The organism is Nitratidesulfovibrio termitidis HI1 (genome assembly GCF_000504305.1).
GTDB lineage: Bacteria > Desulfobacterota > Desulfovibrionia > Desulfovibrionales > Desulfovibrionaceae > Cupidesulfovibrio > Cupidesulfovibrio termitidis.
The window spans coordinates 4,119,386-4,140,791 of record NZ_KI632512.1; the positions used below are offsets into that span (position 1 = coordinate 4,119,386).

Annotated in this window: 20 protein-coding genes; 5 read left to right on the forward strand and 15 right to left on the reverse strand. The window is 67.5% G+C overall.

Features of this window, described 5'->3' with window-relative positions:
- Positions 1 to 42: 42 nt before the first annotated feature.
- The 11 genes from DESTE_RS16470 to DESTE_RS16520 all read right to left on the reverse strand — a co-directional run bounded on the left by DESTE_RS16470 (position 43) and on the right by DESTE_RS16520 (position 10,440).
- Positions 43 to 750: a riboflavin synthase gene (locus tag DESTE_RS16470; RefSeq protein ID WP_035068981.1), complete on the reverse strand. Its 708-nt coding sequence runs from the start codon at positions 748 to 750 to the stop codon at positions 43 to 45.
- Between the two features lie 45 nt (positions 751 to 795).
- Entirely contained in the window at positions 796 to 2,034 is a 1,239-nt protein-coding gene (gene ribD, locus DESTE_RS16475; RefSeq protein ID WP_035070771.1) for a bifunctional diaminohydroxyphosphoribosylaminopyrimidine deaminase/5-amino-6-(5-phosphoribosylamino)uracil reductase RibD, read from the reverse strand.
- Between the two features lie 5 nt (positions 2,035 to 2,039).
- Positions 2,040 to 2,579 (reverse strand): deoxycytidylate deaminase, encoded by a 540-nt coding sequence (locus DESTE_RS16480; protein WP_245590922.1) that lies wholly within the window; start codon positions 2,577 to 2,579, stop codon positions 2,040 to 2,042.
- A 365-nt stretch (positions 2,580 to 2,944) separates the two neighbouring features.
- On the reverse strand, positions 2,945 to 4,183 hold the full coding sequence (glyA, locus tag DESTE_RS16485) for a serine hydroxymethyltransferase (protein ID WP_035068984.1): 1,239 nt from the start codon (positions 4,181 to 4,183) through the stop codon (positions 2,945 to 2,947).
- Positions 4,184 to 4,562: 379 nt separating this feature from the next.
- Positions 4,563 to 5,810 carry a beta-ketoacyl-ACP synthase II gene (gene fabF, locus DESTE_RS16490; protein WP_035068987.1) on the reverse strand — a complete coding sequence of 416 codons (1,248 nt, stop codon included), beginning with the start codon at positions 5,808 to 5,810 and terminating at the stop codon, positions 4,563 to 4,565.
- A gap of 179 nt (positions 5,811 to 5,989) precedes the next feature.
- On the reverse strand, positions 5,990 to 6,220 hold the full coding sequence (gene acpP, locus DESTE_RS16495) for an acyl carrier protein (RefSeq protein WP_035068991.1): 231 nt from the start codon (positions 6,218 to 6,220) through the stop codon (positions 5,990 to 5,992).
- Between the two features lie 185 nt (positions 6,221 to 6,405).
- On the reverse strand, positions 6,406 to 7,149 hold the full coding sequence (gene fabG / locus DESTE_RS16500) for a 3-oxoacyl-[acyl-carrier-protein] reductase (RefSeq protein WP_035068994.1): 744 nt from the start codon (positions 7,147 to 7,149) through the stop codon (positions 6,406 to 6,408).
- A 256-nt stretch (positions 7,150 to 7,405) separates the two neighbouring features.
- Complete coding sequence (locus DESTE_RS16505; protein ID WP_035068997.1) at positions 7,406 to 8,398, reverse strand: beta-ketoacyl-ACP synthase III; 993 nt, start codon at positions 8,396 to 8,398, stop codon at positions 7,406 to 7,408.
- Between the two features lie 184 nt (positions 8,399 to 8,582).
- On the reverse strand, positions 8,583 to 9,623 hold the full coding sequence (plsX, locus tag DESTE_RS16510; protein ID WP_035069001.1) for a phosphate acyltransferase PlsX: 1,041 nt from the start codon (positions 9,621 to 9,623) through the stop codon (positions 8,583 to 8,585).
- Positions 9,616 to 9,795 carry a 50S ribosomal protein L32 gene (gene rpmF / locus DESTE_RS16515; protein ID WP_007527626.1) on the reverse strand — a complete coding sequence of 60 codons (180 nt, stop codon included), beginning with the start codon at positions 9,793 to 9,795 and terminating at the stop codon, positions 9,616 to 9,618. The genes plsX and rpmF overlap by 8 nt, the downstream gene beginning before the upstream one ends.
- Before the next feature lie 45 nt (positions 9,796 to 9,840).
- Complete coding sequence (locus DESTE_RS16520; protein WP_035069004.1) at positions 9,841 to 10,440, reverse strand: YceD family protein; 600 nt, start codon at positions 10,438 to 10,440, stop codon at positions 9,841 to 9,843.
- Positions 10,441 to 10,681: 241 nt separating this feature from the next.
- Here DESTE_RS16520 and rpmB point away from each other — a divergent pair, with 241 nt between their 5' ends.
- The 4 genes from rpmB (at position 10,682) to DESTE_RS16540 (ending at position 14,227) form a co-directional block, all read left to right on the forward strand.
- A complete protein-coding gene (gene rpmB / locus DESTE_RS16525) occupies positions 10,682 to 10,891 on the forward strand; it encodes a 50S ribosomal protein L28 (RefSeq protein WP_035069008.1) in 210 nt (69 codons plus the stop codon).
- 158 nt (positions 10,892 to 11,049) lie between these two features.
- Entirely contained in the window at positions 11,050 to 12,015 is a 966-nt protein-coding gene (locus DESTE_RS16530) for a DMT family transporter (RefSeq protein ID WP_035069011.1), read from the forward strand.
- A 327-nt stretch (positions 12,016 to 12,342) separates the two neighbouring features.
- A complete protein-coding gene (locus tag DESTE_RS16535) occupies positions 12,343 to 13,065 on the forward strand; it encodes an FxsA family protein (protein WP_035069013.1) in 723 nt (240 codons plus the stop codon).
- 43 nt (positions 13,066 to 13,108) lie between these two features.
- Positions 13,109 to 14,227, forward strand: a complete 1,119-nt coding sequence (locus tag DESTE_RS16540) for a rhomboid family intramembrane serine protease (RefSeq protein WP_245590887.1) — start codon at positions 13,109 to 13,111, stop codon at positions 14,225 to 14,227.
- Positions 14,228 to 14,423: 196 nt separating this feature from the next.
- Here the strand turns inward: DESTE_RS16540 and DESTE_RS16545 are convergent, their stop codons facing one another.
- Both DESTE_RS16545 and DESTE_RS16550 read right to left on the reverse strand, forming a co-directional pair.
- Positions 14,424 to 16,634: an ArnT family glycosyltransferase gene (locus tag DESTE_RS16545; protein WP_245590888.1), complete on the reverse strand. Its 2,211-nt coding sequence runs from the start codon at positions 16,632 to 16,634 to the stop codon at positions 14,424 to 14,426.
- Positions 16,631 to 17,245 carry a phosphatase PAP2 family protein gene (locus DESTE_RS16550; RefSeq protein WP_035069016.1) on the reverse strand — a complete coding sequence of 205 codons (615 nt, stop codon included), beginning with the start codon at positions 17,243 to 17,245 and terminating at the stop codon, positions 16,631 to 16,633. The genes DESTE_RS16545 and DESTE_RS16550 overlap by 4 nt, the downstream gene beginning before the upstream one ends.
- 248 nt (positions 17,246 to 17,493) lie before the next feature.
- Here DESTE_RS16550 and DESTE_RS16555 point away from each other — a divergent pair, with 248 nt between their 5' ends.
- Positions 17,494 to 18,969 (forward strand): MATE family efflux transporter, encoded by a 1,476-nt coding sequence (locus DESTE_RS16555; RefSeq protein WP_035069019.1) that lies wholly within the window; start codon positions 17,494 to 17,496, stop codon positions 18,967 to 18,969.
- 191 nt (positions 18,970 to 19,160) lie between these two features.
- On the opposite strand, the gene DESTE_RS16560 is transcribed toward DESTE_RS16555, so the two are convergent.
- Together DESTE_RS16560 and DESTE_RS16565 are read right to left on the reverse strand one after the other, a co-directional pair.
- Positions 19,161 to 19,463, reverse strand: coding sequence for an MTH1187 family thiamine-binding protein (locus DESTE_RS16560; protein WP_035069022.1), 303 nt, complete (start codon positions 19,461 to 19,463; stop codon positions 19,161 to 19,163).
- 33 nt (positions 19,464 to 19,496) lie between these two features.
- Entirely contained in the window at positions 19,497 to 21,278 is a 1,782-nt protein-coding gene (locus tag DESTE_RS16565) for a motility associated factor glycosyltransferase family protein (RefSeq protein ID WP_035070783.1), read from the reverse strand.
- Positions 21,279 to 21,406 lie beyond the last annotated feature (128 nt).

The following is a 21,406-nucleotide window of genomic DNA, read 5'->3' on the forward strand; positions in this document are numbered from 1 at the left end:
GGACATGCGTGAAGACCCGGCCCCGGCGTTCTGCGAAAACGCCTAGAAGCCGTGTTCCTTCAGGAATTCAACGGTCAGCGCGCCGCCCCCGCCGGAGCCGGAGGCGACTTGGCCGGAGCCGACAGGGCCGGTGGCGGATGCGCCGCCCTGCCATGCCGAAAGCATGCGCTGCACGTACTTGCCGATGAGGTCCGTCTCCATGTTTACGCGGACTCCGGGCTTCCACCCTGCGATGGTGGTGACCCGCTGCGTTTCGGGGATGACGTTGACCTCCAGAAAATCCGGGCCGCAATGATTAACCGTCAGGCTCACCCCGTCAAGAGCCACGGAGCCCTTGGGTATGACCTGGGGGCCGAATTCCTGCGGAAACTTCAGTCGGTAGCGGCGAGATTCGCCTTCTTCGCGCACCTCGGCCACGGTGGCCACGCAGTCCACGTGGCCCGCCACCATGTGCCCGCCCAGGCGGTCGCCCATGGCCAGGGCGCGTTCCAGGTTCACCCTGTCGCCGGTCTTGAGGTCGCCCAGGGTGGTCAGACGCATGGTTTCAGCTGATGCGTAGCAGGTGTACCATGCCGCGTCACGGCTGCCGCCGTGGGTTTCCACGGTCAGGCACACGCCGTTGGCCGCGATGGATTCGCCCACAACTATGTCGGGCAGCACGAACAGGGGCCGGATGCGCAGGCGGGTTTCCTTGCCCGCGCCCTCCACGGCCACGATGCCGCCCTGTCCCTGAATGATGCCGGTGAACATGAACACTCTCCGAGGCGGCGTGCCGCCGTTGTCTGGAACGTCTCGCTACGCTTTGGGGCGCAGCGTGATGATAAGGTCATCCCCGCTTGACGCGGTGGCGGCCACGCGCAGGCCCAGCGCGTCGTCCATGCGCAGGGGCGCGCGACCATCGAACAGGGGCCGCGCCGCGTTGTCGCCCAGCACCTTGGGGGCCAGGTGCAACTCGAATTCATGCATCAGTCCGGTTTCCAGCAGGGCCAGGCCCAACTGCCCGCCGCCCTCGCACAGCACGTACAGGCAACCGGCCTCGGCACGCAACCGGGCCAGACCCGCGCGCAGGTCCAACCCCGCAGCGCCTGCGCCGCCTCCGTCATTGACGGCATTGGCAGCAGGCAGGCCCCAGACCCGAGCGCCCGTGGCGCGCACCGTGTCGGCAGCCGGGGATGCCGCCGCAGCCTCGGTGGTCCAGAAAACGGTGTCCGCCGCCCGCTGTTGCAGCAGGACAAGGTCGCCAACACGCGCGGCCACTTCGTCCATGCGCGAGGTGACGGCCACGGCCAGCGGCTGGCGGCGCGGGGCGTCGGCGGAACAATTCCCCCCGGCGGTGGCGGAGGAGGGGGAATCCGAAAAATCACCGCAGCGGGCGGTCAGCAACGGGTTGTCGGCGAACAGGGTGCCGCCGCCCACCAGCACCGCGCCGCCGGCATGGCCCACACCAGCGCGGATGGCGTGCACCCTGCGGCGCGAGGCCGCGCAACTTATCCACTGCGAATGGCCCGCGCGGGTGGCAATGCGCCCGTCCAGCGTGCTGGCCAGCTTCAGGATGACGTAAGGCAGGTCCGTCTTTTTCCAGGTGACGAAGTCGGCCACCAGGTCGCGGCAGTCCTGCACGCACACGCCCATTCCGCACTCGCCCATATCCACCTGTACGCCATGCTGGCGCAGAAATTCCGCGCCGCCCCGGGCAACCGGGTTGGGGTCGGCCATGCCAACCACCACATGGCGGATGCCCGCATCCAGCACCGCCTGCGAACAGGGGGGCGTCTTGCCGTGGTGGTTGCAGGGCTCCAGCGTGACCACCAGGGTGCAGCCTGCCGGGTCCACGCCATTGGCTGCCGCGTCGCGCAGGCATTCCACCTCGGCGTGGGGCATGCCGCACGCCGTGTGATAACCGCGCGCCACCACCTGCCCGTCGCGCACCAGCACAGCACCCACTGTGGGGTTGGGCGCGGCGCGCCAGCGGCCTTGCCGGGCAAGGGCGATGGCCTCGTGCATGAAAAATTCGAAGGGATGCGGCGCGGTCATGGAGGCTACCTGCCCCCGCAGGCGCAGCCGCCCCCGCACCCACCGCCCTGACCGGGAGCCGGAGCATCCGGCGGCAGGCACGCGCCGCCCGTGCGCGGGGTAAAGGGCAGTACCTCGTAGTGCACGCCCGATTCGCGCAGCATGTCCTCGGCCAGTTGGTCGGGGTATGATTCCGCGTAACGGATGGCCGTGACGCCGCAGTTGATGAGCATCTTGGTGCAGATGAGGCAGGGCTGGGTGGTGCAGTATATTTCCGAACCGGCCAGCGAAATGCCGTGGATGGCGGCCTGCACGATGACGTTCTGTTCCGCGTGCAGCCCCCGGCAGATTTCGTGGCGCTGGCCGGAGGGCACGCCAAGTTGGGCACGCAGGCAACCCACGTCCAGGCAATGGGCCACGCCCGAAGGCGCACCGTTGTAGCCCGTGGCCAGGATGCGCTTGTCCTTCACCGCAATGGCCCCCACCTTGCGCCGGGTGCAGGTGGAACGCTCGGCCACGAGGTAAGTGATCTCCATGAAGTACTGGGGCCAGGGGAGGCGGGACAGCGTGGACATGGGTACCTCTGCGGCTAAGGTATACACGGTGTCGCCACAAGGTGCCTTTTGGCCCCTGCCAGCGTCAGCCCGCCTTTTCCATGCCGTCACGTACGGCAAGAGGGCGCGATGCGGTCGTCATCCGTAATGCTCGTTGACTCGCATAACGGCTGACGCACTCCGTCATGCAAAGGCGTGCTTCCTCGGCAGGGATCAAAAATCTCTCTTGTGCCGACACCTCGCACTGCGGTCCCGCCGTTTGGAAGAGCGATGGGAGCGCAGTGCCCGGATAAAAACGGGAAGAGAGCCGTGGCAAACACCGGGGCGGTTGTCCGCCCCGGTGTCGTCAGGCCATCAACAGCGTCGGAGTGGCTGGCCTACCAGGCGAACAGCGGGAACTGCCGCGCGAAGACTTCCACTTCGCGGCTGATGGCCGCAAGGCGGGTCTCGTTGTTCACGTTGGCCAAGGCGTCCACGATCCACGCGGCCACCTTTTCCATTTCCGCTTCCTTCATGCCGCGCGTGGTCAGGGCGGGGGTGCCCAGGCGCACGCCGGAGGTCACGAAGGGCGAGCGGGTCTCGAAGGGCACGGTGTTCTTGTTGGCGGTCATGCCCGCCTTGTCCAGCGCGTGCTCGGCGTCCTTGCCGGTGATGTCCTTGGACGTCAGGTCCATGAGCATCAGGTGGTTGTCGGTGCCGCCGGAAACCAGGTCGTACCCGGCGGCGGTCAGGCAACCGGCCAGCTTGGCGGCGTTCTTCACCACCTGCTGCTGGTAGTCGGCAAAGGTGGGGCGCAGCGCCTCGCCGAAGGCCACCGCCTTGGCCGCGATGACGTGCATCAGCGGGCCGCCCTGAATGCCGGGGAATATCTGGCTGTTCAGGGTCTTGGCGTTGTCCTCGTCGGACAGGATCATGCCGCCGCGCGGACCGCGCAGGGTCTTGTGGGTGGTGGTGGTGGTGTAGTGGGCCTGCCCGATGGGGGTGGGATGCAGGCCGGTGGCCACCAGACCCGCTATGTGGGCCATGTCCACCATCAGCTTGGCGCCCACCTCGTCGGCAATGGCGCGGAAGCGGGCGAAGTCGATGGTGCGCGGATAGGCGCTGGCGCCGGCCACGATCAGGGCGGGCTTGTGCTCGCGGGCAAGGGTGGCCACTTCGTCGTAGTCGATGTAGCCGGTTTCCTTCTTCACGCCGTAGAACACCACGTTGTACAGGCGGCCGGAAAAGTTCACCGGGCTGCCGTGGGTCAGGTGCCCGCCGTGCGAAAGGTTCATGCCCAGGATGGTGTCGCCCGGCTTCAGACAGGCGAAGTACACGCCCATGTTGGCCTGGCTGCCGGAGTGGGGCTGCACGTTGGCATAGCCGCAGCCGAAGATGGCCTTGGCCCGGTCGATGGCCAGGTTTTCCGCGATGTCCACGAATTCGCAGCCGCCGTAGTAGCGCTTGCCGGGGTAGCCTTCGGCGTACTTGTGGGTCAGCACGCTGCCCTGGGCCTGGCGGACGGCAGCGGAGACGAAGTTCTCGGACGCGATGAGTTCGAGCTTGCCGGTCTGACGTTCGATTTCAAGAGTGACCGCGCGACCCACTTCCGGGTCTTGAATCAGCAGTTCGTCCATGGTTCGCCTCCGTGGAATGGTTGCGGCCGCGCGGCGTCAGTATGCCGCGCGACCTCTGGAAATATCGCTCTCCCGTGCCCGGTTGGGGGTGGGGAGATGTTCTGCAAGCCTCCTGCGGGCAGGGACGGCAGCCGTTATGTGAGCGCACAGCGCGAACATTACGGCTGCCGATAGCAGCGATGGCCAAGCCCCCTGCACCCCCGTTCAGGCAAGCGGGGTCGGACAAAGTCCGATATCGAGCGGGACTGCAAACGTGCGGAGCGCGAGGCGGGGACGAGGAAAAAAGCCTTTTTGCGGAAGAAGTATACTCTTCGGTATTCGACTGGAGCAAAAAGGTTTTTTGACGACGTAACCGACCGCGATACGTACGTTTGCGCGGCTAGCCCGCCCAGCGCTTGTACAGCATGCAGCAGTTCGTCCCGCCAAAGCCGAACGAATTGCACAGCACGTATTCGGGCTGGTAGTTTTCCGAGCCGCCCGCCATGTAGTTCAGGTCGCATTCCGGGTCGGGCGTGTCGCGGTTGATGGTGCCGGGAATGATGCCGGTGTGCAGCGCAAGGACGCTGAACACGCCTTCCATCCCGCCCGCTGCGCCCAGCAGATGCCCGGTCATGGACTTGTTGGCCGTGATGCGGATGTTCTTGGCGTGGTCGCCGAACACCAGCTTGATGGCCTTGGTTTCGCACAGGTCGTTGAGGTGCGTCGAGGTGGCGTGGGCGTTGATGTGATCCACGTCCTCGGGGCGGATGCCCGCCTCGTCGATGGCGGCGCGCATGGCCTGCGCCATGCCCAGGCCGTCCTCGTGCGGGGCGGTCATGTGATACGCGTCGCCGGAGGCGCCGTAGCCCACCACTTCGGCGTAGATGGTGGCGCCGCGCGCCTGCGCCGATTCCAGCGATTCCAGCATCAGGAAGCCCGAGCCTTCACCGATGACGAAGCCGTCGCGGTCCTTGTCGAACGGGCGCGAGGCCTTGGCGGGGTCGTCGTTGTTGCCGGTGGACAGCGCCTTCAGCGCGGTGAAGCCGGAAACGCCCATGGGCGTGATGGTGGCTTCAACGCCGCCGGTGATCACCGCGTCGCAGCGGCCCATGGCGATGTCGGTGTAGGCATAGCCGATGGCATGCTGGCCCGAGGCGCAGGCGCTGGTGGTGACCAGGTTGGGACCCTTGGCCCCGGTGAAGATGGAAACCTGGCCCGGCGCCATGTTGGAGATCAGCATGGGGATCATGAACGGCGAGACGCGGTTGGGGCCGGACTCGACGAGCTTGGAATGGAAGACCTCTATGGTTTCCAGCCCGCCAAGCCCCACGCCCAGCAGCACGCCCACGCGGTGGGCGTTGGCGTCGTCGATGACAAGGCCGGAATGCTCGACGACCATCTTGCCGGTGGCCACCGCGAACTGGACAAAGCGGTCCATGCGCTTGGCCTGCTTGGCCGGGATGAATTGCTCTGGATCGAAGCCCTTGACCTCGCCCGCGATGCGCGAGGTGTACTCCGAAGCGTCGAAGTGGGTGATGGGCCCGATGCCGGACTTTCCGGCCACCAGGTTCTCCCAGCTTGTCGCAAGGTCGTTACCAAGGGGGGTGATGGCCGCAAGGCCGGTCACGACGACACGCTTTCCGGTCATTAAATGTACCTCTTGGCGGTAGTGGGCCGAACCCGCGCAAACGGGATGGATGTGGAACGATGGCGAGTGGTTGCGCGCCGTCAGCGTGGTTCCGGCCGTGCGGAAGAAAAGCGCGAGAGCGTCTTATGACCTCGTCATAAGACGCCCGCATGCGATCTTCGTTGCGTGAAGAACAGGCCCTACTGCTTGTTCTTGATGTAGGCGATGGCGTCCTGGACCTTGAGGATCTTCTGGGCATCGTCGTCGTCGATTTCGATGCCGAATTCCTCTTCCATGGCCATTATCAGTTCGGTCAGGTCGAGCGAGTCGGCGCCAAGGTCTTCCACGAAGGAGGCTTCGGGCTTCACTTCCTCGGCGGACACGCCAAGCTGATCCATGATGATCTTGCCGATCTTTTCTTCAACGGACATGGTCCCTCCAATGCTGTTTTTCTCGTTTCGGTGCCGGTCGGTGCTGCGTACGCGGCGTTCTACACAAGCCGTTTCGTCCGGGATGCCTTTTGTACGGCTGGCAACGCCTGCCTGCAAGCATTCCGTGGCAGGGATTTGCTGGCAAATTCCTGCGGGCTGTCCCTTCGTTCCCTTCGTGGGCCGCCCTAGCAGTACATGCCGCCGTTGACGGCGATGACCTGCCCGGTGATGTAGCCCGCCTTATCGGAAGCCAGAAAGGCCACGGCATCGGCGATGTCCTGGGGCTGGCCCAGTCGCCGGAGCGGGATGGCTTCGATATATGCCGCGCGAACCTCGTCGGTGAGCTTCGCGGTCATGTCTGTTTCGATGAAGCCGGGAGCCACGGCGTTGACCGTGACGTTGCGCCCGGCAAGTTCCTTGGCGGCGGACTTGGTCATGCCGATCAGGCCCGCCTTGGCGGCGGAATAGTTGATCTGCCCGGCGTTGCCCATCTGCCCCACCACCGAGGTGATGTTGACGATGCGGCCCCTGCGCTGCCTGGTCATCAGCTTGGCGGCCTCGCGCAGGCAGGTGAACGCGCCGGAAAGGTTGACGTCCAGCACGCGGTCGAAGTCGTCGTCCTTCATGCGCAGGATAAGCCCGTCCTTGGTGATGCCCGCGTTGTTCACGAGCACGTCCAGGGTGACCTTTTCCCTGATTTCTTCCTGAAAGAACGCGGCTACGGCGGCGGCGTCGGAAACGTCCAGCCGGAAGGCCCGCGCCGAACCGCCCGCGGCGTTGATGCCGGCGGCCACGGCTTCGGCTTCCTCGGGCTTGCTCACGTAGGTGAGGTAGACCTGAAAGCCCTCGCGGGCCAGGGTTTCCGCCACGGCCTTGCCGATGCCCCGGGAGCCCCCGGTGACCAGCGCGGTGGAAGTGAGTTCGCTCATTCGGCCTTTCTCATGTTGCGGGTTGCAAAGGGCACCGCCTTATACCGCAAAGACAGTGCGACTTCAATTGGCCCGTTTCGGGGTATCCTGAGGGGAGGCGTTGATTCTCTTCAGGAGTCCCTCTGACCGTGCGCACGTTGATTTTTTGTTGCTGGCAAGGAAAACGAGGCTGCCATGAGGGAGTATACTCTTATCGTATTTGACCGAGATGGCAGACGAAGTCTGACGAAGCCAGCGGCAAAAAGGCAATGTGCGCCTAGAAGTGAAGAAGCGCAGAACCCCAGGTAAACCCACCACCAAAGGTGGCCAGCAGTACGCGCATGCCGGGGCGCAGCACGCCCTTGGCCCGCGCGTCGGCAATGGCCAGCGGCACGGACGCGGCGGATGTGTTGCCGAATTCGTGCAGGTTCACGAACACGCGCTCGGCGGGGATGCCCAGCCGGTCGCCCACGGCCTCGATGATGCGCAGGTTGGCCTGGTGTGGAATGAGCAGGGCCACGTCGTCGGTGGTCAGGCCGTTGCGCGCAAGTACATCCTGGCTGATGGCGGCCATGTTGCGCACGGCGTGCTTGAACACGTCGCGCCCGTTCATCTGCACGAAGAAATCGTCGCCCACCGGATCGCCCTTGGCGTAGGGGGTGTGGGTGCCGCCGCCGATGGTCAGCAGGCCGCCCAGGTTGCCGTCGGACGCGCAGAGCACGTCTTCCAGCAGGGCGCCTTCGCCGTCGGCGGTAATCACCGACGCGCCCGCACCATCGCCGAACAGCACGCAGGTGGTGCGGTCGGCCCAGTTCAGGCGGCGGGTCAGGGCTTCGGTGGCGGTCAGCAGCACGCGGGCTTCGGGCTGGGCGGCCACGATGGCGCGAGCCATGGACAGGCCGTACACGTAGCCCGAGCAGGCGGCGTTGAAATCGAAGGCCATGGCGCCCACGATGCCCAGCTTGGCCTCCACGAGGCAGGCGGTGTTGGGGCACAGGTAGTCGGGTGTGCAGGTGGCGTTGATGACGTGGGTTATCTCGCCCGGCTCCATGCCCGCGTCGGTCAGGGCCATGCGGGCGGCTTCCGCAGCCGCGTCGGAGGCGTTCTGCCCCTCGGCCAGGCGGTGGCGCTGCTTGATGCCGGTGCGGGTGGTGATCCACTCGTCGGTGGTCTCCACGAATTTTTCAAGGTCGAAGTTGGTCAGCACGTCCACGGGTGTGTACGCACCGAACCCCCTGACCCGGCAGGCAATATCGCGCGATGCTGTCATGTGGCTGGTTCCGGTCGGCGCGCGGGGCGCCGCAGGTGCAGGGTGGGGGGCGCTAGAGCATTTCACCGTCAGGGATGTCTGCCTAAAAATGCTCTGGCTGCGCGGGGAGCGCCGCCCGTACCGAAGGCGCAGGCGAAATCGCGTTTCGCCGACTGGCGCCGGTGGGAGCGTTTCAAGAATCGTCCTATTTGATGGCCTTGCCGTAGCGGGTGAGTTCCTCGTTGGCGCTGATGGCCTTGACGAGGCGTTCGTTGGTCTTTTTTTCCACAAAGGTGGCGGCCAGCTTGACGGCGCTGCGCACTGCCTTGGAATTGGACTTGCCGTGGCAGACGAAGGCGATGCCCTGCAAGCCGAGCAGGGGAGCGCCGCCGTATTCGGCATAGTCCACGAACTGGGCAAAGCGGCGGAAGGCGGATTTGGCGAGCAGGGTGCCGATCTTGGGCAACAGGCCGGAGAGCAGTTCGCGCTTCAGCACGCGGCCCAGCGACGTGCTGAGCCCTTCGCTCAGCTTCAGCGCCACGTTGCCGACAAAGCCGTCGCAGACCACCACGTCCACCTCGCCGCTGAAAATGTCGCGGCCTTCCACGTTGCCCACGAAGTTGATGCCGTTCTGGGCCAGCTTGAACAGTTCGTAGGCTTCCTTGACCTGGGTGTTGCCCTTGCCTTCTTCCTCGCCGATGCTCAGAAGGCCGATGCGCGGCGATTCGCACGACAGAAGGTCGCGCGCGAAGGCGTCGGCCATCAGGCCGAACTGGAACAGGTGGTGCGGCTTGCAGTCCACGTTGGCCCCCACGTCCAGCAGGACGATGGGGTTCTTTTCCGTGGGCATGATGGAGGCGAGCGCGGGCCGGTCCACGCCGGGAATGCGGCCCATGATGAACATGCCGCAGGCCACGGTGGCGCCGGAATGCCCGGCGCTGACGATGCCGTGGGCCTGTCCGTCGCGCACCAGGCGGCAGGCCACCTGGATGGAGGCATCCTTGCGGCGGCGCAGGATGTCGGAAGGCTTTTCGTCCATGCCGGCGACTTCGCTGGCGTGGACAACGTCATAGGCGACGCCGTCAAGGGGGATCCTGGCCAGTTCCGCCTGCACCTTCGCCTGGTCGCCGACCAGCAGAAGGGCGATCCCCTTGTCGCGCGCCGCCTCAATCGCGCCGGGGACCACCACGGAGGGGCCAAAATCCCCCCCCATGGCATCCACGGCGATGGTGGTCGCGTTACTCATTAGGCTGAGCGACCACCTGACGGCCCTTGTAGGTGCCGCAGCTCGGGCAGGCGCGGTGCGGAACGGTGGGCTCGCCGCAGGCGCAGTACACGATGGTGGGGACGGCCACGCGGTCGTGCGAACGGCGCATACCCTTCTTGGACTTGGACTTCTTGTTCTGCTGAACGGCCATGACGTTCCTCTCCTGGATGTCCCGCCGAGGGCGGCGGGGGTTGTGCTACTTCTTTTCGATGGTAAGGCCGCGCAGGGCGGCAAGCCTGGGGTCGCCTTCCTCGCTCTTGCAGGAGCAGGAAGCGGCGTTCAGGTTGCTTCCGCACGACGGGCACAGGCCCTTGCAGCCAGCGGAGCACAGCGGCTTCGTCGGCAGGGCCAGCAGAAATTCTTCCCACAGCAGGCCGGACAGGCTTACTTCAACGCCCTGCCCGGAAGGGGAGACACGGATCACGGCTGCGTCCACGTCCTCGAAGTCGCTGTCTACTTCAGGCTCCGCCGTGCCCGACTTGCCGTGCTTGCGCACATCGTCCTGCGCGGGCTGCGGGGCCGGAAACGGTTCAAAGCTGTCGAAGGACTGGTCGATGGCCACTACCGCCGGTTCGGCGCACCGGTCGCAGGGCGCGCTGATGCGCCCCGTGAGCCTGCCGCGCACAAGGCAGCCGTCGTCCTGCGGCAGCAGGAACACCGAACCGCGCAGCGGCTCGACGATGGTGAACGGCAGTGAAAACTCGGCGATGGGGCCTTGCCAGACGGACTGGTCGTCAACCTCGTATTCGCCGCCGCCCGCCGGAATGTCCTTGAGCGGAATCCAAATCTGGTGCATGGCTACCTCGCGAGCAGCGATTACTACATGCGAACCCTTCGGGCTGTCAAGAAAGGGGTTGCGTTTTTCAGGGCGGCGGTATAAGACTCCCATCTCTCGCGGCGGCAAACATCCAGAATGCGTCCGGAACGTGCCCGGCACATCGGTCGACGCCCGCCCCGCGCGGCGCCCCGGCGGTAGAACGCCACCGGCGGCACACCAGAACGACCACGCGAACTTTGCACATATACGGAGGAAAGTCATGTCCAAGCAGTGCGATGTGTGCGGCAAGAAGGCCCAGGTCGGCCACCATGTGAGCCACTCGAACATCAAGACCAAGCGTCGGTTCGAGCCGAACCTGCAGAGCGTCCGCCACCAGTACCCCAACGGCGAAGTGAAGACCATCAGCGTCTGCACCCGTTGCCTGCGCTCCGGCGCGGTGGTGAAGCCCGCCGTCCGCAAGGTCGCCTAAGGCTTTCCGATCCGAGCGTTCAAAAGCCCCGGTGGTTTCCGCCGGGGCTTTTTGGCGTTGTCGTTCCGGGCGTGACGGTGGCCCTTCGTCACGCAAACGTCGCCATGCGCCGGGCATCCCCCGCTTTTCGCCCGGTGCCGCTCGGGGTAGGATGCCCCATGTTCTGGACGCTTCCCGCCCTGCTGGCGGCCCTGCTGGCCGCGCTGGACGCCACCCTGCTGCGCCGCTTTGCCGGGGATCTGCCCCCGGCGCGCATGGTGGCCTATCCGGTATTCTGGAGCCTGCCGCCGTTTCTGGCCCTGCTGGCGGTGCGCGGCGTGCCCGACCTGCCCGCGCCGTTCTGGCTGGCCACCCTTGCCGCCGTGCCGGTGAACATGGCCGGGCATCTGTGCACGGCATGGGCGGTGCGCCTCTCTCCCGTGTCGCGCACGGTGCCCTACCTGTGCTTTTCCCCGGTTTTCGTGGTGGTGCACGAATACCTGCTGCTGGGGGTTGCGCCACGTCCGGCGGGGGTGGCCGGGGTGCTGCTGGTTGTGGCGGGCAGCTGGGTGCTGAACGCGGGCAGGGCGGAGCCGCATGCGCACGTCGCCAGCGGCCTTGCTGCCCGCATCCTGCGTCCCTTCCGAACCCTGGTTGTCGAGCGCGGCGCGCGGGTCATGCTGGGGGTGGCCCTGTTGTGGGGGCTGGGCAGCGTGCTGAACCGCCAGATGGTCCTGTACGCCCCGCCCGCCGTGGCGGGTGGGGTGTTCTTTGCCATTTACGGCCCGGCCATGCTGGCGGGGCTGATGCTGTTAGGCGGGGTGCGCCCGCGCATGCTCGTCGACCGGCCGTTGCGGGGCGCTGCCATGGGAGCGGTGCTGTTTCTGGCCGCGTACGTGCATTTCACGGCCATAAGCCTGACCACGGCCGCCAACATGATCGCGGTGAAGCGACTGGACGGGGTGTTCGCCGTGCTGTTCGACCGGTTGTCCGACTGGCGGGCCGGGTGCCTCCGAGGTCGGCGCACTGCCCGTCGGGATGACGCCGTTGATCGGCGCGGAGAGGGGCGCGCCGCCCGCGATGGCAGGTTGCCCGGCGCGGCACTGATGGCCGCCGGAGCCGCCCTGGTGGTGCTGACGTCCTGACGGCCGTACCTTTGGGGGGGGCGTCAGCCTGTGATTGCACTGCGCCGTGCAGGCGTGGCGCATTCCGGGTGAAGCCTCCATTCCCCGCATTTTTCCGGCGGGATACGTCTTGCCGCCTGACCCTTCCGTGACTATCCTCTACTGAATGGACGCACGCATGCGTGGCGCAGCCATGGGTTGCCGCCCGCAGGCATGACGCCCCGCGCCGTCTCCTCGTCACCGTAATCTCCGCGTCCGCACCCCCGGCTGCCGTCACGTAACCGGCACCACGGATGTACCCCCGCGAATCCGGCGCACCTTTCCCACCGCAACCATCCCGGAGCCGTCATGCCCCGTCTTGGTCTTGTCCTGCTGCTGGTCCCCTTTCTTGAATTCTACGTGCTGGTGGAGGTGGGCGCACGCATCGGGGCGTTCAACGCCGTGCTGCTCGTGATCCTGTTCGCCATGGTGGGCGTGTGGATTGCCCGTGCCCAGGGCATGGGCACGCTGGCCCGCATCCAGCAAAGCCTGGCCCAGGGCGTGCTGCCCGCCGACGAGATGCTGGACGGGCTGTTCCTGCTGCTGGCGGGCATCCTGATGGTGATACCCGGCTTCGTGACCGGCGCCGTGGGGGTGCTGCTGCTGCTGCCCCCGGTGCGCAGGCTGGCCGCGCACCTGCTGCGGCGGCACATGAACGCCACCCTGCAGGCTGAAGGCCGGGCGGGTGACCGCGCGGGCGGAGCGTCGGTGCATGTGCGCACCTGGTATTTCGGCCCCGGCGGGGCGCGGCACACCGAAACCTTTGGCGGCGGGCCCATGTTCGGGCAGGGACGCGACGGCGCTTCTGGTCTGGACGGCACGCCCGGCGACGGTCCCCAACCCTACGGCCCGGACCTGGGGAGCGGTGGAGGGAGTGCCCTGGACGACAGGCAGGAACCCCGCCGCACCGTGGTCATCGACTGCGAGCCGGTGGAGCCTTCCGCTCCGGCGAATGGCTCCGGCAAGGCTGGCGAGCCCGGCAAGGCTGGCGGCACATCGGGCGGTTCCACGGGTGATTCGGGCGCGCGCTAGCGCGCCGCCCCCGGCTCTCCCTTTCACGGTCGCCGCACAGCCCATGCCCCCTCCCAACGGATCAGACCGCTTCCGCCGCTCCCGCCCGGTGCGTTCCGGCGGTGCATCCGCGCTTGCCGGGCGTTCCGCCGTGGCCTCCGGGCTCGGAGCCCCGCCGGAACACCTGGCGGCGGCCCTGCGTCGCAGGCCCGTGCTGCCCCTGTGCTGGCGCGACCTGACCGTACCCGTTCCCCCGGTCCAGAACTCGGCGTTGCCTGCGCCGCTGCCGCAGCTTCCTCCGTTCACCATGCAGCGCCTGCCGCGCTGGCGGCTGGTGCTGGAGGCGCGCAGCATTCCGTTCATGGCCGTGCGTCGGGGCGAGCGGCAGCACCTGTTCGTGCCTGCGTTGTACGAGCGGCTGGCCCGGCTGGAACTGCTGGCCGCCGAGGGTGAGGACGCCGCCGCCCGTGCCCGCCCCCCCGCGCCTCCTCCCGCCCCCCTGCGCGCAAACGTCCATCTGACCCTGCTGGGCCTGCTGCTGCTGGCCCTGTGGCACGGGGTGCGCATGGGCTGGTGGTGGGATATGCACCTGCCCCTGCCCGACCTGGACCCCGACGTGTGGCGCGATGCCGGGGCCATGGACGTCTACTACACCGTCGCGCGCGGGCAATGGTACCGCGTGGTTACGGCCCTGACCCTGCATGCCGACAGTCCGCACCTGTTCGGCAACATCCTGTTCGGCAGCTTCTTTCTGATTCCCCTGTGCCGCCGTGTGGGCAGCGGCCCCGGCTGGCTGCTGACCATTATGGCGGGCGCGGGCGGCAACGTGCTGAATGCGCTGGTGCGCCCGGCATCGCACGTCAGCCTGGGTTTTTCCACGGCGTTGTTCGGCGCGGTGGGGCTGCTGTCCGGGCTGCTGGCGGTGGAGGGCGGCTGGAGCGGCTGGCGACGCATGGTGGTGCCGCTGGCCGCCGGGCTGGCCATTCTGGGCATGCTGGGCAGTGAAGGGGAGCGCACCGACCTTGGCGCGCACCTGTTCGGCCTGGTGGCGGGCATCGTGGTGGGCATGGCCGCGCAGGGGCTGCGCGAATGTTTCGGCCCGCCGCCGCGCTGGCTGGAATGGCTGGCTGGAGCGGCTTGCGCCGCGTTGCTGGTGGGCTGCTGGATGCTGGCGTTGCGGTGACCTGGCTGTCCTTAGGGAGCAAGGGGCGCAAGGGGCGCAGGCAGGGTGGAACAGGACAGGACGGAACAGGCGAGACAGGGTGAACAGGGCGAACAGGGCGAACAGGACGGGGGCGCGTTTCCTTTTCAACAACGCAAGACTGCCGTGGAGGCGACTCCACGGCAGTCTTGCGTTATTGTCTTGCGTGTATTGCCGACTACTGGGCCTGCGCCGTTGCCGGGGCGGGAGCAGCCGGGGTGTCCGTGGCGCCCACGCCGGGCGGCGGCGGGGGCGGGGTGGGCACCGGCAGGGGTTGGGGCGTGGCCGGGGCGTTGTCCTGCGGCTGCGGGCCGGGCAGAGGCACGGCCGGGGTTTCCGGCGTGGCGGGCTGCCGACCAGGCTGCAAGGGCTGCACGGGCTGGGGCGCGGCGGGCGCGGCGGGCGTGGTGTGGTCGGTGCCGTTGCCCTCACCGGGCGCGGGCTGCGGCAGGGCCGGTGCATCGGGCGCCGGGGCCTGTTCGCCGGAAACGGAGGGTGCGGCTCCATCACCATCGGGGGTGGGCGTCACCGGATTCTCGGGTGTTGCGGGCGGCACGGGGGCGGAACGCTCCGCCAGCACGTATTCGCGGTCCACGATCCACTGGCGGTGCACCTCGTGCAGGTCGGCGGGCTTGTCGGTCCATTCCGCGAAGCGGTCGGCGCGCATGGCCACCACCAGTTGCGGGAACACCGCCACGGCGGCCCGCAGCGAGTCCTCGTCGGAAAGTTCCTCGATGTTGGAGCCCGCGTAGTAGGTGTAGGTGCCGGAGTACACCTTGTAGCTCACCGGGTGGTACCCCTTGCGGATGTACTCGCCCATCAGCTCGGCCTGGGCGCGGGGGCTCATGATCGGGTCCAGCGAGGGCGCGGTGAGCAGGGCGGCGGGCACGACGAGTGCGGTGACGAAGGCGGCCAGGGTCAGCAGACCGCCTTCCGGACGGCTGCGGTCCACGGCCTTCCACAGCAGCACGGCGAACACCAGGGTGACGCCTGCGAGGATGGGCGCGCCGCGCACGATGTCGAGCATGGCGAGCGCCTGCGGCTGGAAGCGCACGCGCACCATGTCCGGCGCCCACTGCCACAGCGAGGCGGCGCCCAGACCCAGCGCCAGCACCAACAGCAGCAGCGCCGTCAGGCCGAAGTACATGCGGCTGCCGAACCCGTTCAGCCGCAGCAGGGCGCGGGCGGTGACCACGGCCAGCAGCGGGAACAGCGGCAGCAGGTAGATGACGATCTTGATGCTGACCGCCGTCAGCAGGGCGAACGAGGTGATCAGCGCCAGCCAGATGTAGGCCATGCCGTCGCCTTCGCCCTTGCGGGTGGCCAGCACCTTGCGCATGGACGCGGGGGAGAAGGCGCGCCCCCATGGCAGGAACGGCAGCACCAGCGTGAACGGCAGCCACGCGGCGGGCAGGGTGGCCAGGTAGTGCCACCACGGCTGCTCGTGATGCCAGGAGGCGGTGGCGCGATCCACGATCTGGTGGCGCAGGATGTTGCGGATGAGGTCCGCGTAGCCTTCAAACCATACCGCGCCCACCCAGGCCAGCAGGGTGGCCAGCATGATGCCGCCGCCGATGGCCACGTCCATGCGGTTCAGGCGGCGGGGCATGCCGCGCCACAGCCCGTAGGCCAGCCCGGCCAGCAGCGGAAATGCCAGGCCGAACGGCCCCTTGACCAGGGTGGCCACGGCGGCCAGGGCAAAGGCCGGGACGATCCAGCGGAAGGCCAGGGGCAGGCGCAGCCCCCGGTACATGCAGATGTGGGCCAGCGTGATCACGGCGGCGAACAGCAGGTCCATGCGGGCGTAGTGGGTCACGCCCAGGAAGTACAGGCCGCACAGCAGCACCAGCCCCGCCGCGAACGATTCGCGCTTGTCGCATCCGGCCACCAGACGGGCCAGGGCATAGGTGGTCCACAGCACCAGCAGTCCGGATACCGCGGCCCCCAACTGGAAGACCATGGGACCGTCCACGCCGGGGATGGCGTCCAGCAGGCCGAGGAACCAGAAATATACGGGCGGCTTGTCCGGGTAGGGGATGCCGTTCAGATGCGGCACCAGCCACTGGCCGGTGGCCAGCATGGTTTCGTAGACGTTACCGTGGCGGATTTCGTCCGAAAACCACAGCGATCGCGCATCCAGGGTGAAGGCCGTCTGCGCCGCGTAGATGAGGGTGAGCGGCAACAGCGGGAACAGGGCCAGCAGGTCGAACAGGCGGGTCAGGATGCCTCGGGCGCGACCATTGGGCTGCGGGGGCGGACAGGTTCCGGCAGGCTTGCCGCCTGCGGCCCCGGTGGCGTTGGCGGCGGCGCCGGGCGGGGTCTGCGGCGTTTCCGGAGAAGCGGCGGCCTTGGCCTGGGAGGCGGCGGTTTCGGTCTGCGGATCGGTCATGGAGCGGTCCTGTGGGTGAAGCGGTGTATGATGAAGGCGGCAAGGCTGCCCAGCAGAAGCCCCGCCAATACGTCGCTGGCGTGGTGCTGCCCCAGCAGCACCCGCGAATAGCCCACGGCGGCCACGTATCCGCCAAGGGCAAGGGATGCGGCCATGTGCTTCCAGCGCATGGCCAGCGGCGGGCAAGCCCCGGCGATTTCCGCCGTGTGGCCGGAGGGCAGCGAATTGTGCGGCCCGTCGAACGAAAAGGGCACCCACGGCCCCGCCACGCCGGGCCGGGTGCGCCCGGCGGTGATCTTGATCACCCGCACGAGCAGGAACGCAATCAGCAACTGCACCGCCACGTAGGCCAGGACAAAGCGCACGGTGCGCAGGTCGTGGCGGCGACGGGCGCGCCAGAACAGCGCTCCGTACACGGCATACATGGCCGGGTTGCCCCAGTCGGTCAGCACCATGACCAAACTGGCCGTATCGGGGTTGGCCTGCCGCCACGCGCGCCAGTAGGCCGTCACTTCGTCTCCGGCGCCAAGGCACACGGTGGACAGCGCAAGCAGCGCCAGCAGCGGCAGGATGCACAGCAGATGGTGCGAAAGGGGGTACGGCTGACGCATTGCCGCCTTATAGGGTGAAACCGCAGTGAAGGGAAGGGCGCGAGCGGGCCGCGCCGCATGCCGTCGCCGGGGCGGGCGCCCGGACCGGTCCGGCTTTGAACCGCGCGGCAGGCGGGGCGGGTGGACCTTTCTTCCTGCCGGGGCGCGACGTACCGTGTCGCGCGGCCAGGGTGCCTTGACGCCTCTTTTTCGCTAGGGTACTTGGTACGGCTTTTCCGCAACACGGACTGTACGCCACGGAGGATGGAATGTTGTCGAAAATGGTGGCAGGCCTTACCGGGCGCTGGAATGCGCCGGGCGGGTACCGCGAGGTGCTCGGCATCAGCCTGCCGCTGGTGGCCAGCATGGCCTCCACCACGGTCATGGAGTTCACCGACCGGCTGTTCCTGAGTCATTATTCGGTCGAGGCCATCGCGGCGGCCACACCGGCTGCGGTGGTGCATCTGCTGTTTCTGCTCACCTGCATGGGCATCACCGGCTATTCCGGGGTGTTCATTGCCCAGTACATCGGTTCCGGCGCGCCGCGGCGGGTGGGGGCGGCACTGTGGCAGGGCGTGTACATGGCGCTGTTCTTCGGCGCGGGCATGGGCCTGCTGTGGTACGCCGCGCCTGCCATCTTTGCCTTTGCCGGACATTCTCCGGGGGTGCAGACGGGCGAGGTGGCCTATTTCCGCATGCTCACGGCAGGGTCGGTGCTGCCGCTGGTCAACAGTTGTCTGGCCGGGTTCTTTACCGGGCAGGGCCGCACCCGCCCGGTGATGGTCGCCAACATGGTCGCCACGGCGGTGAACATTCCGTTGGACTACGCCCTGATATATGGTGCTTGGGGCCTGCCGGAAATGGGCATTGCCGGGGCGGGCCTGGCCACGGCCACCGGGTGGGGCGTGGGCACGCTGCTGTTCGTGTGGATGGTGTTCACCGCCCGTAATGAACGGTGCTACCGGGTGTGGAGCGGGCGCGGGTTCGAGCCGGAACTGTTCCGGCGCATGGCCCGCTACGGCCTGCCCAGCGGCATCAACGGGTTCGCCGAACTGTTCTCGGTGACGTGGTTCGTGTTCCTGGTGGGTGAACTGGGCGAAACGGCGCTGGCCGCCACCAACATCACCTTTTCCATCAACATGGTGGCCTTTCTGCCCATGATAGGCATGAACATTGCCGTGGGCAGCATGGTGGGGCAGGCCATGGGGCGCGGCAGTCCCGTCGATGCCGAGCGGGTAACGTCCAGCACCCTGCACGTGGCCACGGCCTGGATGTTCGCGCTTTCCCTGCTGTTTTTCTGCGCGCCGGGCCCGCTGTACGGACTGTTTCTGGGCGGCGCGCACGACGCGGCCATGGCCGCGCAACAGGCCGAAATCCGCGATCTCGGCGTGGTGTTGCTGCGCTTCGTGGCCGTGTACTGCCTGCTGGACGGGGTGACCATTGTCTACACCGGCGCGCTGAAGGGTGCGGGCGACACCTGGTTCGTCATGTGGAACATGCTGCTGGGCTGCCTGATCGGCCTGGTGCTGCCCACGCTGGCCCTGCGGGCCTCGGGCCTGATGACCCTGAACACGCTGTGGGCGACCTTCACCGCGTTCATTCTGTTGCTGGCCGTGATATCATGGCTGCGTTTTCGGCGCGGCGCATGGAAACGGCTGCAGTTGGTGGAGACGGCGCATCCGCTGCCCGATGCGCCCGATGCGCCCGATGGGTCCGCTGGCCCCGAAGACGAAGGAAAGGCCTGATTCGATCTGATCCGGTCTGATTCGGTATGATTCGATCTGATGCGATCCGGGGCGGCATGGGGCAACAGGCCTCGCGCCTTTATCCTTTCCCGGCGGGCATGTGGTAGCCGGAAAATACGAAGCAAAACGGCCGCGCGGCAATTACCGCGCGGCCGTTGTCGTTCACGAAGGGCGAATTTCGGGCTCTGGTCTCAGCTTTCGGCCAGCCTTGCCTCCACGGAGGCCACCTTGCCCGCCATGCGGCCCACGGGGCCTTTGCGCAGGTCCACCTTCAGGGTCATGTACACCCGGTCGCAGTCCGCTTCCAGCGCGGCCAGGCAACGGTCGGCCACCTGCATGACCTCGGCCCGCCCGCCTTCGATGGTGGTGCCCATGGGACCCAACTGGTACGGCAGGCCGCTCTCCTGAATGACCGACAGCACGCGGGCCACCCACTGGCTGACGCTGGCGCCCTTGTCCATGGGAAAGACGGCGATTTCGGCAAGAACGCTCATGGTGTCTCCGCGCGGTTGTTGATTGGCCGGACGTTACGCGGCCTGCTGGCTCGCGCTGGTCATCACTTCGTCGATGCGTCGGATCTTGTCCAGCACCCGTCGTGCGATCTGCCGGAATTCCGTCATCTGGGGCAGGCCGAACCTGTCGCGCCCGTGCACCAGCCCGGAAACATCCATGATCTCGTTGTACAGGTACGGCGTGCAGATGGGATCCTGCCGCAGGAAGAAGTGCACCCGGCCCAGCATTTCGACGATTTCCGCGCCGTGGCGTTCCGGCTTGCGGAACAGCGTTTCCAGCCGTTTCTGCGCATTGCGCAGCGAGGTGCGCCACTGCGGCAGGCGCGGGGCGAACAGGGGCTGCTCGCACGGGGTCATGGCCGCGTCCAGGCGCTGGCGGAACCCGGCCAGAATGTCGGCGTGCCCCATCACGTTGCCGCCTGCACTGTCGCCGTCCACCGGGAGCGGCAGTTCACGGTCGATATCCTCGGGCGTGATGTCCCGCGCGCCCCGGATCAGCGCCCCGCCGCCGTACAGGTTCACCACGTCCAGTTGCAGGGTGCGGATGTCCTGTTCCATGTCGCGCAGGGCCGTGGCGTAGGGCAGGGTGGAGCGCACCGGTCCGTCGCGGCCCGGCAGGTCCAGCGTGCCCACGGTGATGGCGGCGGCATGGTGCCCGGCGGCGTGCGACGTTTCACCCCGCCAGCCGAAGTCCTGCCCGGCCAGCACCATGCGTCCCGCGCCCATCCAGTGCAGCAGGCGCAGCAGGGCCACGCTGACGTTGCCCGCCGCATCCAGCACCAGATCGTCCTTGCCCGCGATGAAGGTGGCCATGCCGCCCACGGTCCACAGCGGCAGGGTGGGGCCGGGGTAACGGCGCACCACTTCGGGCTGGACCTTGGTGGAATAGATCAGCGGCACGTGGCGGGCCCATTCCGGGTCCAGCCGGTCGTAGACGCGGAAGATGCCGTCGCTGTAGTCGATGCACAGGGCGAGGTCGGGGTGGATGCCCACGGCCTGCATGGCGGGCAGGGTTTGCAGTGCCGCCGTGACCAGCGCCCGGTCGGCCAGCCGGGCCACGGCAGGGGCCGATGCGGCCAGCGAAGGCCCGGCGCCCGCGACGACGGCGGGCAGTCCGTCCAGCGCGCCGCGCAGCGACTTCATGTCGCCGTCGGCCAGGGCGCGGCGGAAGTTGGAAAGCTCGTTGCCCACCATCACGTCCTGGGCGCGGCGCAGGGTGGAAAGTTCCACCGACAGGGCGTCCAGCTGCTCGCGGCAGATGCGGACCCAGTGGGCATAGGCGGGGCCGATCTGCTGGCTGGCCAGGTCGGCCTGCAGCAGGATGCGCCCGAACAGGAATTGCTTGTCGCAGCCCCGGATGGCGGCCACCAGCGCGTCGAAGCTGGGCTCCACGAAGGTCAGCCGACCCGACTCGATGAACGGACGGTAATCCGTCAGCCCCAGGCACAGGCTGAGCATGGCCGGGTCCGGCTCCACCACCAGCAGCCGGTGGCGGGGCGGCGTCTTTTCCAGCATGTGGTTGATGCCGTAGCCCAGGTTGGCCCCCACTATGATGGTGGCCGAACGCTCCGCCTGCTCCGTCGGGGGCCATGACCGGTAGGCGAAGTGGGGCGGAAAGGCGTCAAACAACCGACGACCGTCCTCCAGTTCAACGTCCAGCATGTTCCAGCGGTTCAGGCGCAGGCGAGGGGCCAGCGCTTCGGGCGCGGGAGCGTGTGCGGCCAGCCACGCGGCCACCTGGGGCTGTGCGGCGGTCAGGGCCTTGGTGTTGTCGGCGAGGAATTGGGTGTGGTTCATGGGCCTGCCCATGCATGATGCATGCCGTGCGAGAGGTTGTGGCGGCCAATATGCACGGGGATGCCGCACGTGGGGTGCCATACGGTAGGACGGCAGGCCGGGCCGGGAAACAGTCCGCCCCCTTGGCG

Excerpts from the sequence above, each read along its gene's own strand:
- acpP (WP_035068991.1), bottom strand. The coding sequence starts at position 6,220 with ATGTCCGTTGAAGAAAAGATCGGCAAGATCATCATGGATCAGCTTGGC.
- DESTE_RS16565 (WP_035070783.1), bottom strand. The coding sequence starts at position 21,278 with ATGAACCACACCCAATTCCTCGCCGACAACACCAAGGCCCTGACCGCC.
- DESTE_RS16535 (WP_035069013.1), top strand. The coding sequence starts at position 12,343 with ATGCCCCGTCTTGGTCTTGTCCTGCTGCTGGTCCCCTTTCTTGAATTC.
- glyA (WP_035068984.1), bottom strand. The coding sequence starts at position 4,183 with ATGGACGAACTGCTGATTCAAGACCCGGAAGTGGGTCGCGCGGTCACT.
- DESTE_RS16470 (WP_035068981.1), bottom strand. The coding sequence starts at position 750 with ATGTTCACCGGCATCATTCAGGGACAGGGCGGCATCGTGGCCGTGGAG.
- DESTE_RS16520 (WP_035069004.1), bottom strand. The coding sequence starts at position 10,440 with ATGCACCAGATTTGGATTCCGCTCAAGGACATTCCGGCGGGCGGCGGC.
- DESTE_RS16550 (WP_035069016.1), bottom strand. The coding sequence starts at position 17,245 with ATGCGTCAGCCGTACCCCCTTTCGCACCATCTGCTGTGCATCCTGCCG.
- DESTE_RS16505 (WP_035068997.1), bottom strand. The coding sequence starts at position 8,398 with ATGACAGCATCGCGCGATATTGCCTGCCGGGTCAGGGGGTTCGGTGCG.
- DESTE_RS16540 (WP_245590887.1), top strand. The coding sequence starts at position 13,109 with ATGCCCCCTCCCAACGGATCAGACCGCTTCCGCCGCTCCCGCCCGGTG.
- ribD (WP_035070771.1), bottom strand. The coding sequence starts at position 2,034 with ATGACCGCGCCGCATCCCTTCGAATTTTTCATGCACGAGGCCATCGCC.
- fabG (WP_035068994.1), bottom strand. The coding sequence starts at position 7,149 with ATGAGCGAACTCACTTCCACCGCGCTGGTCACCGGGGGCTCCCGGGGC.
- DESTE_RS16560 (WP_035069022.1), bottom strand. The coding sequence starts at position 19,463 with ATGAGCGTTCTTGCCGAAATCGCCGTCTTTCCCATGGACAAGGGCGCC.
- DESTE_RS16545 (WP_245590888.1), bottom strand. The coding sequence starts at position 16,634 with ATGACCGATCCGCAGACCGAAACCGCCGCCTCCCAGGCCAAGGCCGCC.
- fabF (WP_035068987.1), bottom strand. The coding sequence starts at position 5,810 with ATGACCGGAAAGCGTGTCGTCGTGACCGGCCTTGCGGCCATCACCCCC.
- plsX (WP_035069001.1), bottom strand. The coding sequence starts at position 9,623 with ATGAGTAACGCGACCACCATCGCCGTGGATGCCATGGGGGGGGATTTT.
- DESTE_RS16555 (WP_035069019.1), top strand. The coding sequence starts at position 17,494 with ATGTTGTCGAAAATGGTGGCAGGCCTTACCGGGCGCTGGAATGCGCCG.
- DESTE_RS16530 (WP_035069011.1), top strand. The coding sequence starts at position 11,050 with ATGTTCTGGACGCTTCCCGCCCTGCTGGCGGCCCTGCTGGCCGCGCTG.
- rpmB (WP_035069008.1), top strand. The coding sequence starts at position 10,682 with ATGTCCAAGCAGTGCGATGTGTGCGGCAAGAAGGCCCAGGTCGGCCAC.
- rpmF (WP_007527626.1), bottom strand. The coding sequence starts at position 9,795 with ATGGCCGTTCAGCAGAACAAGAAGTCCAAGTCCAAGAAGGGTATGCGC.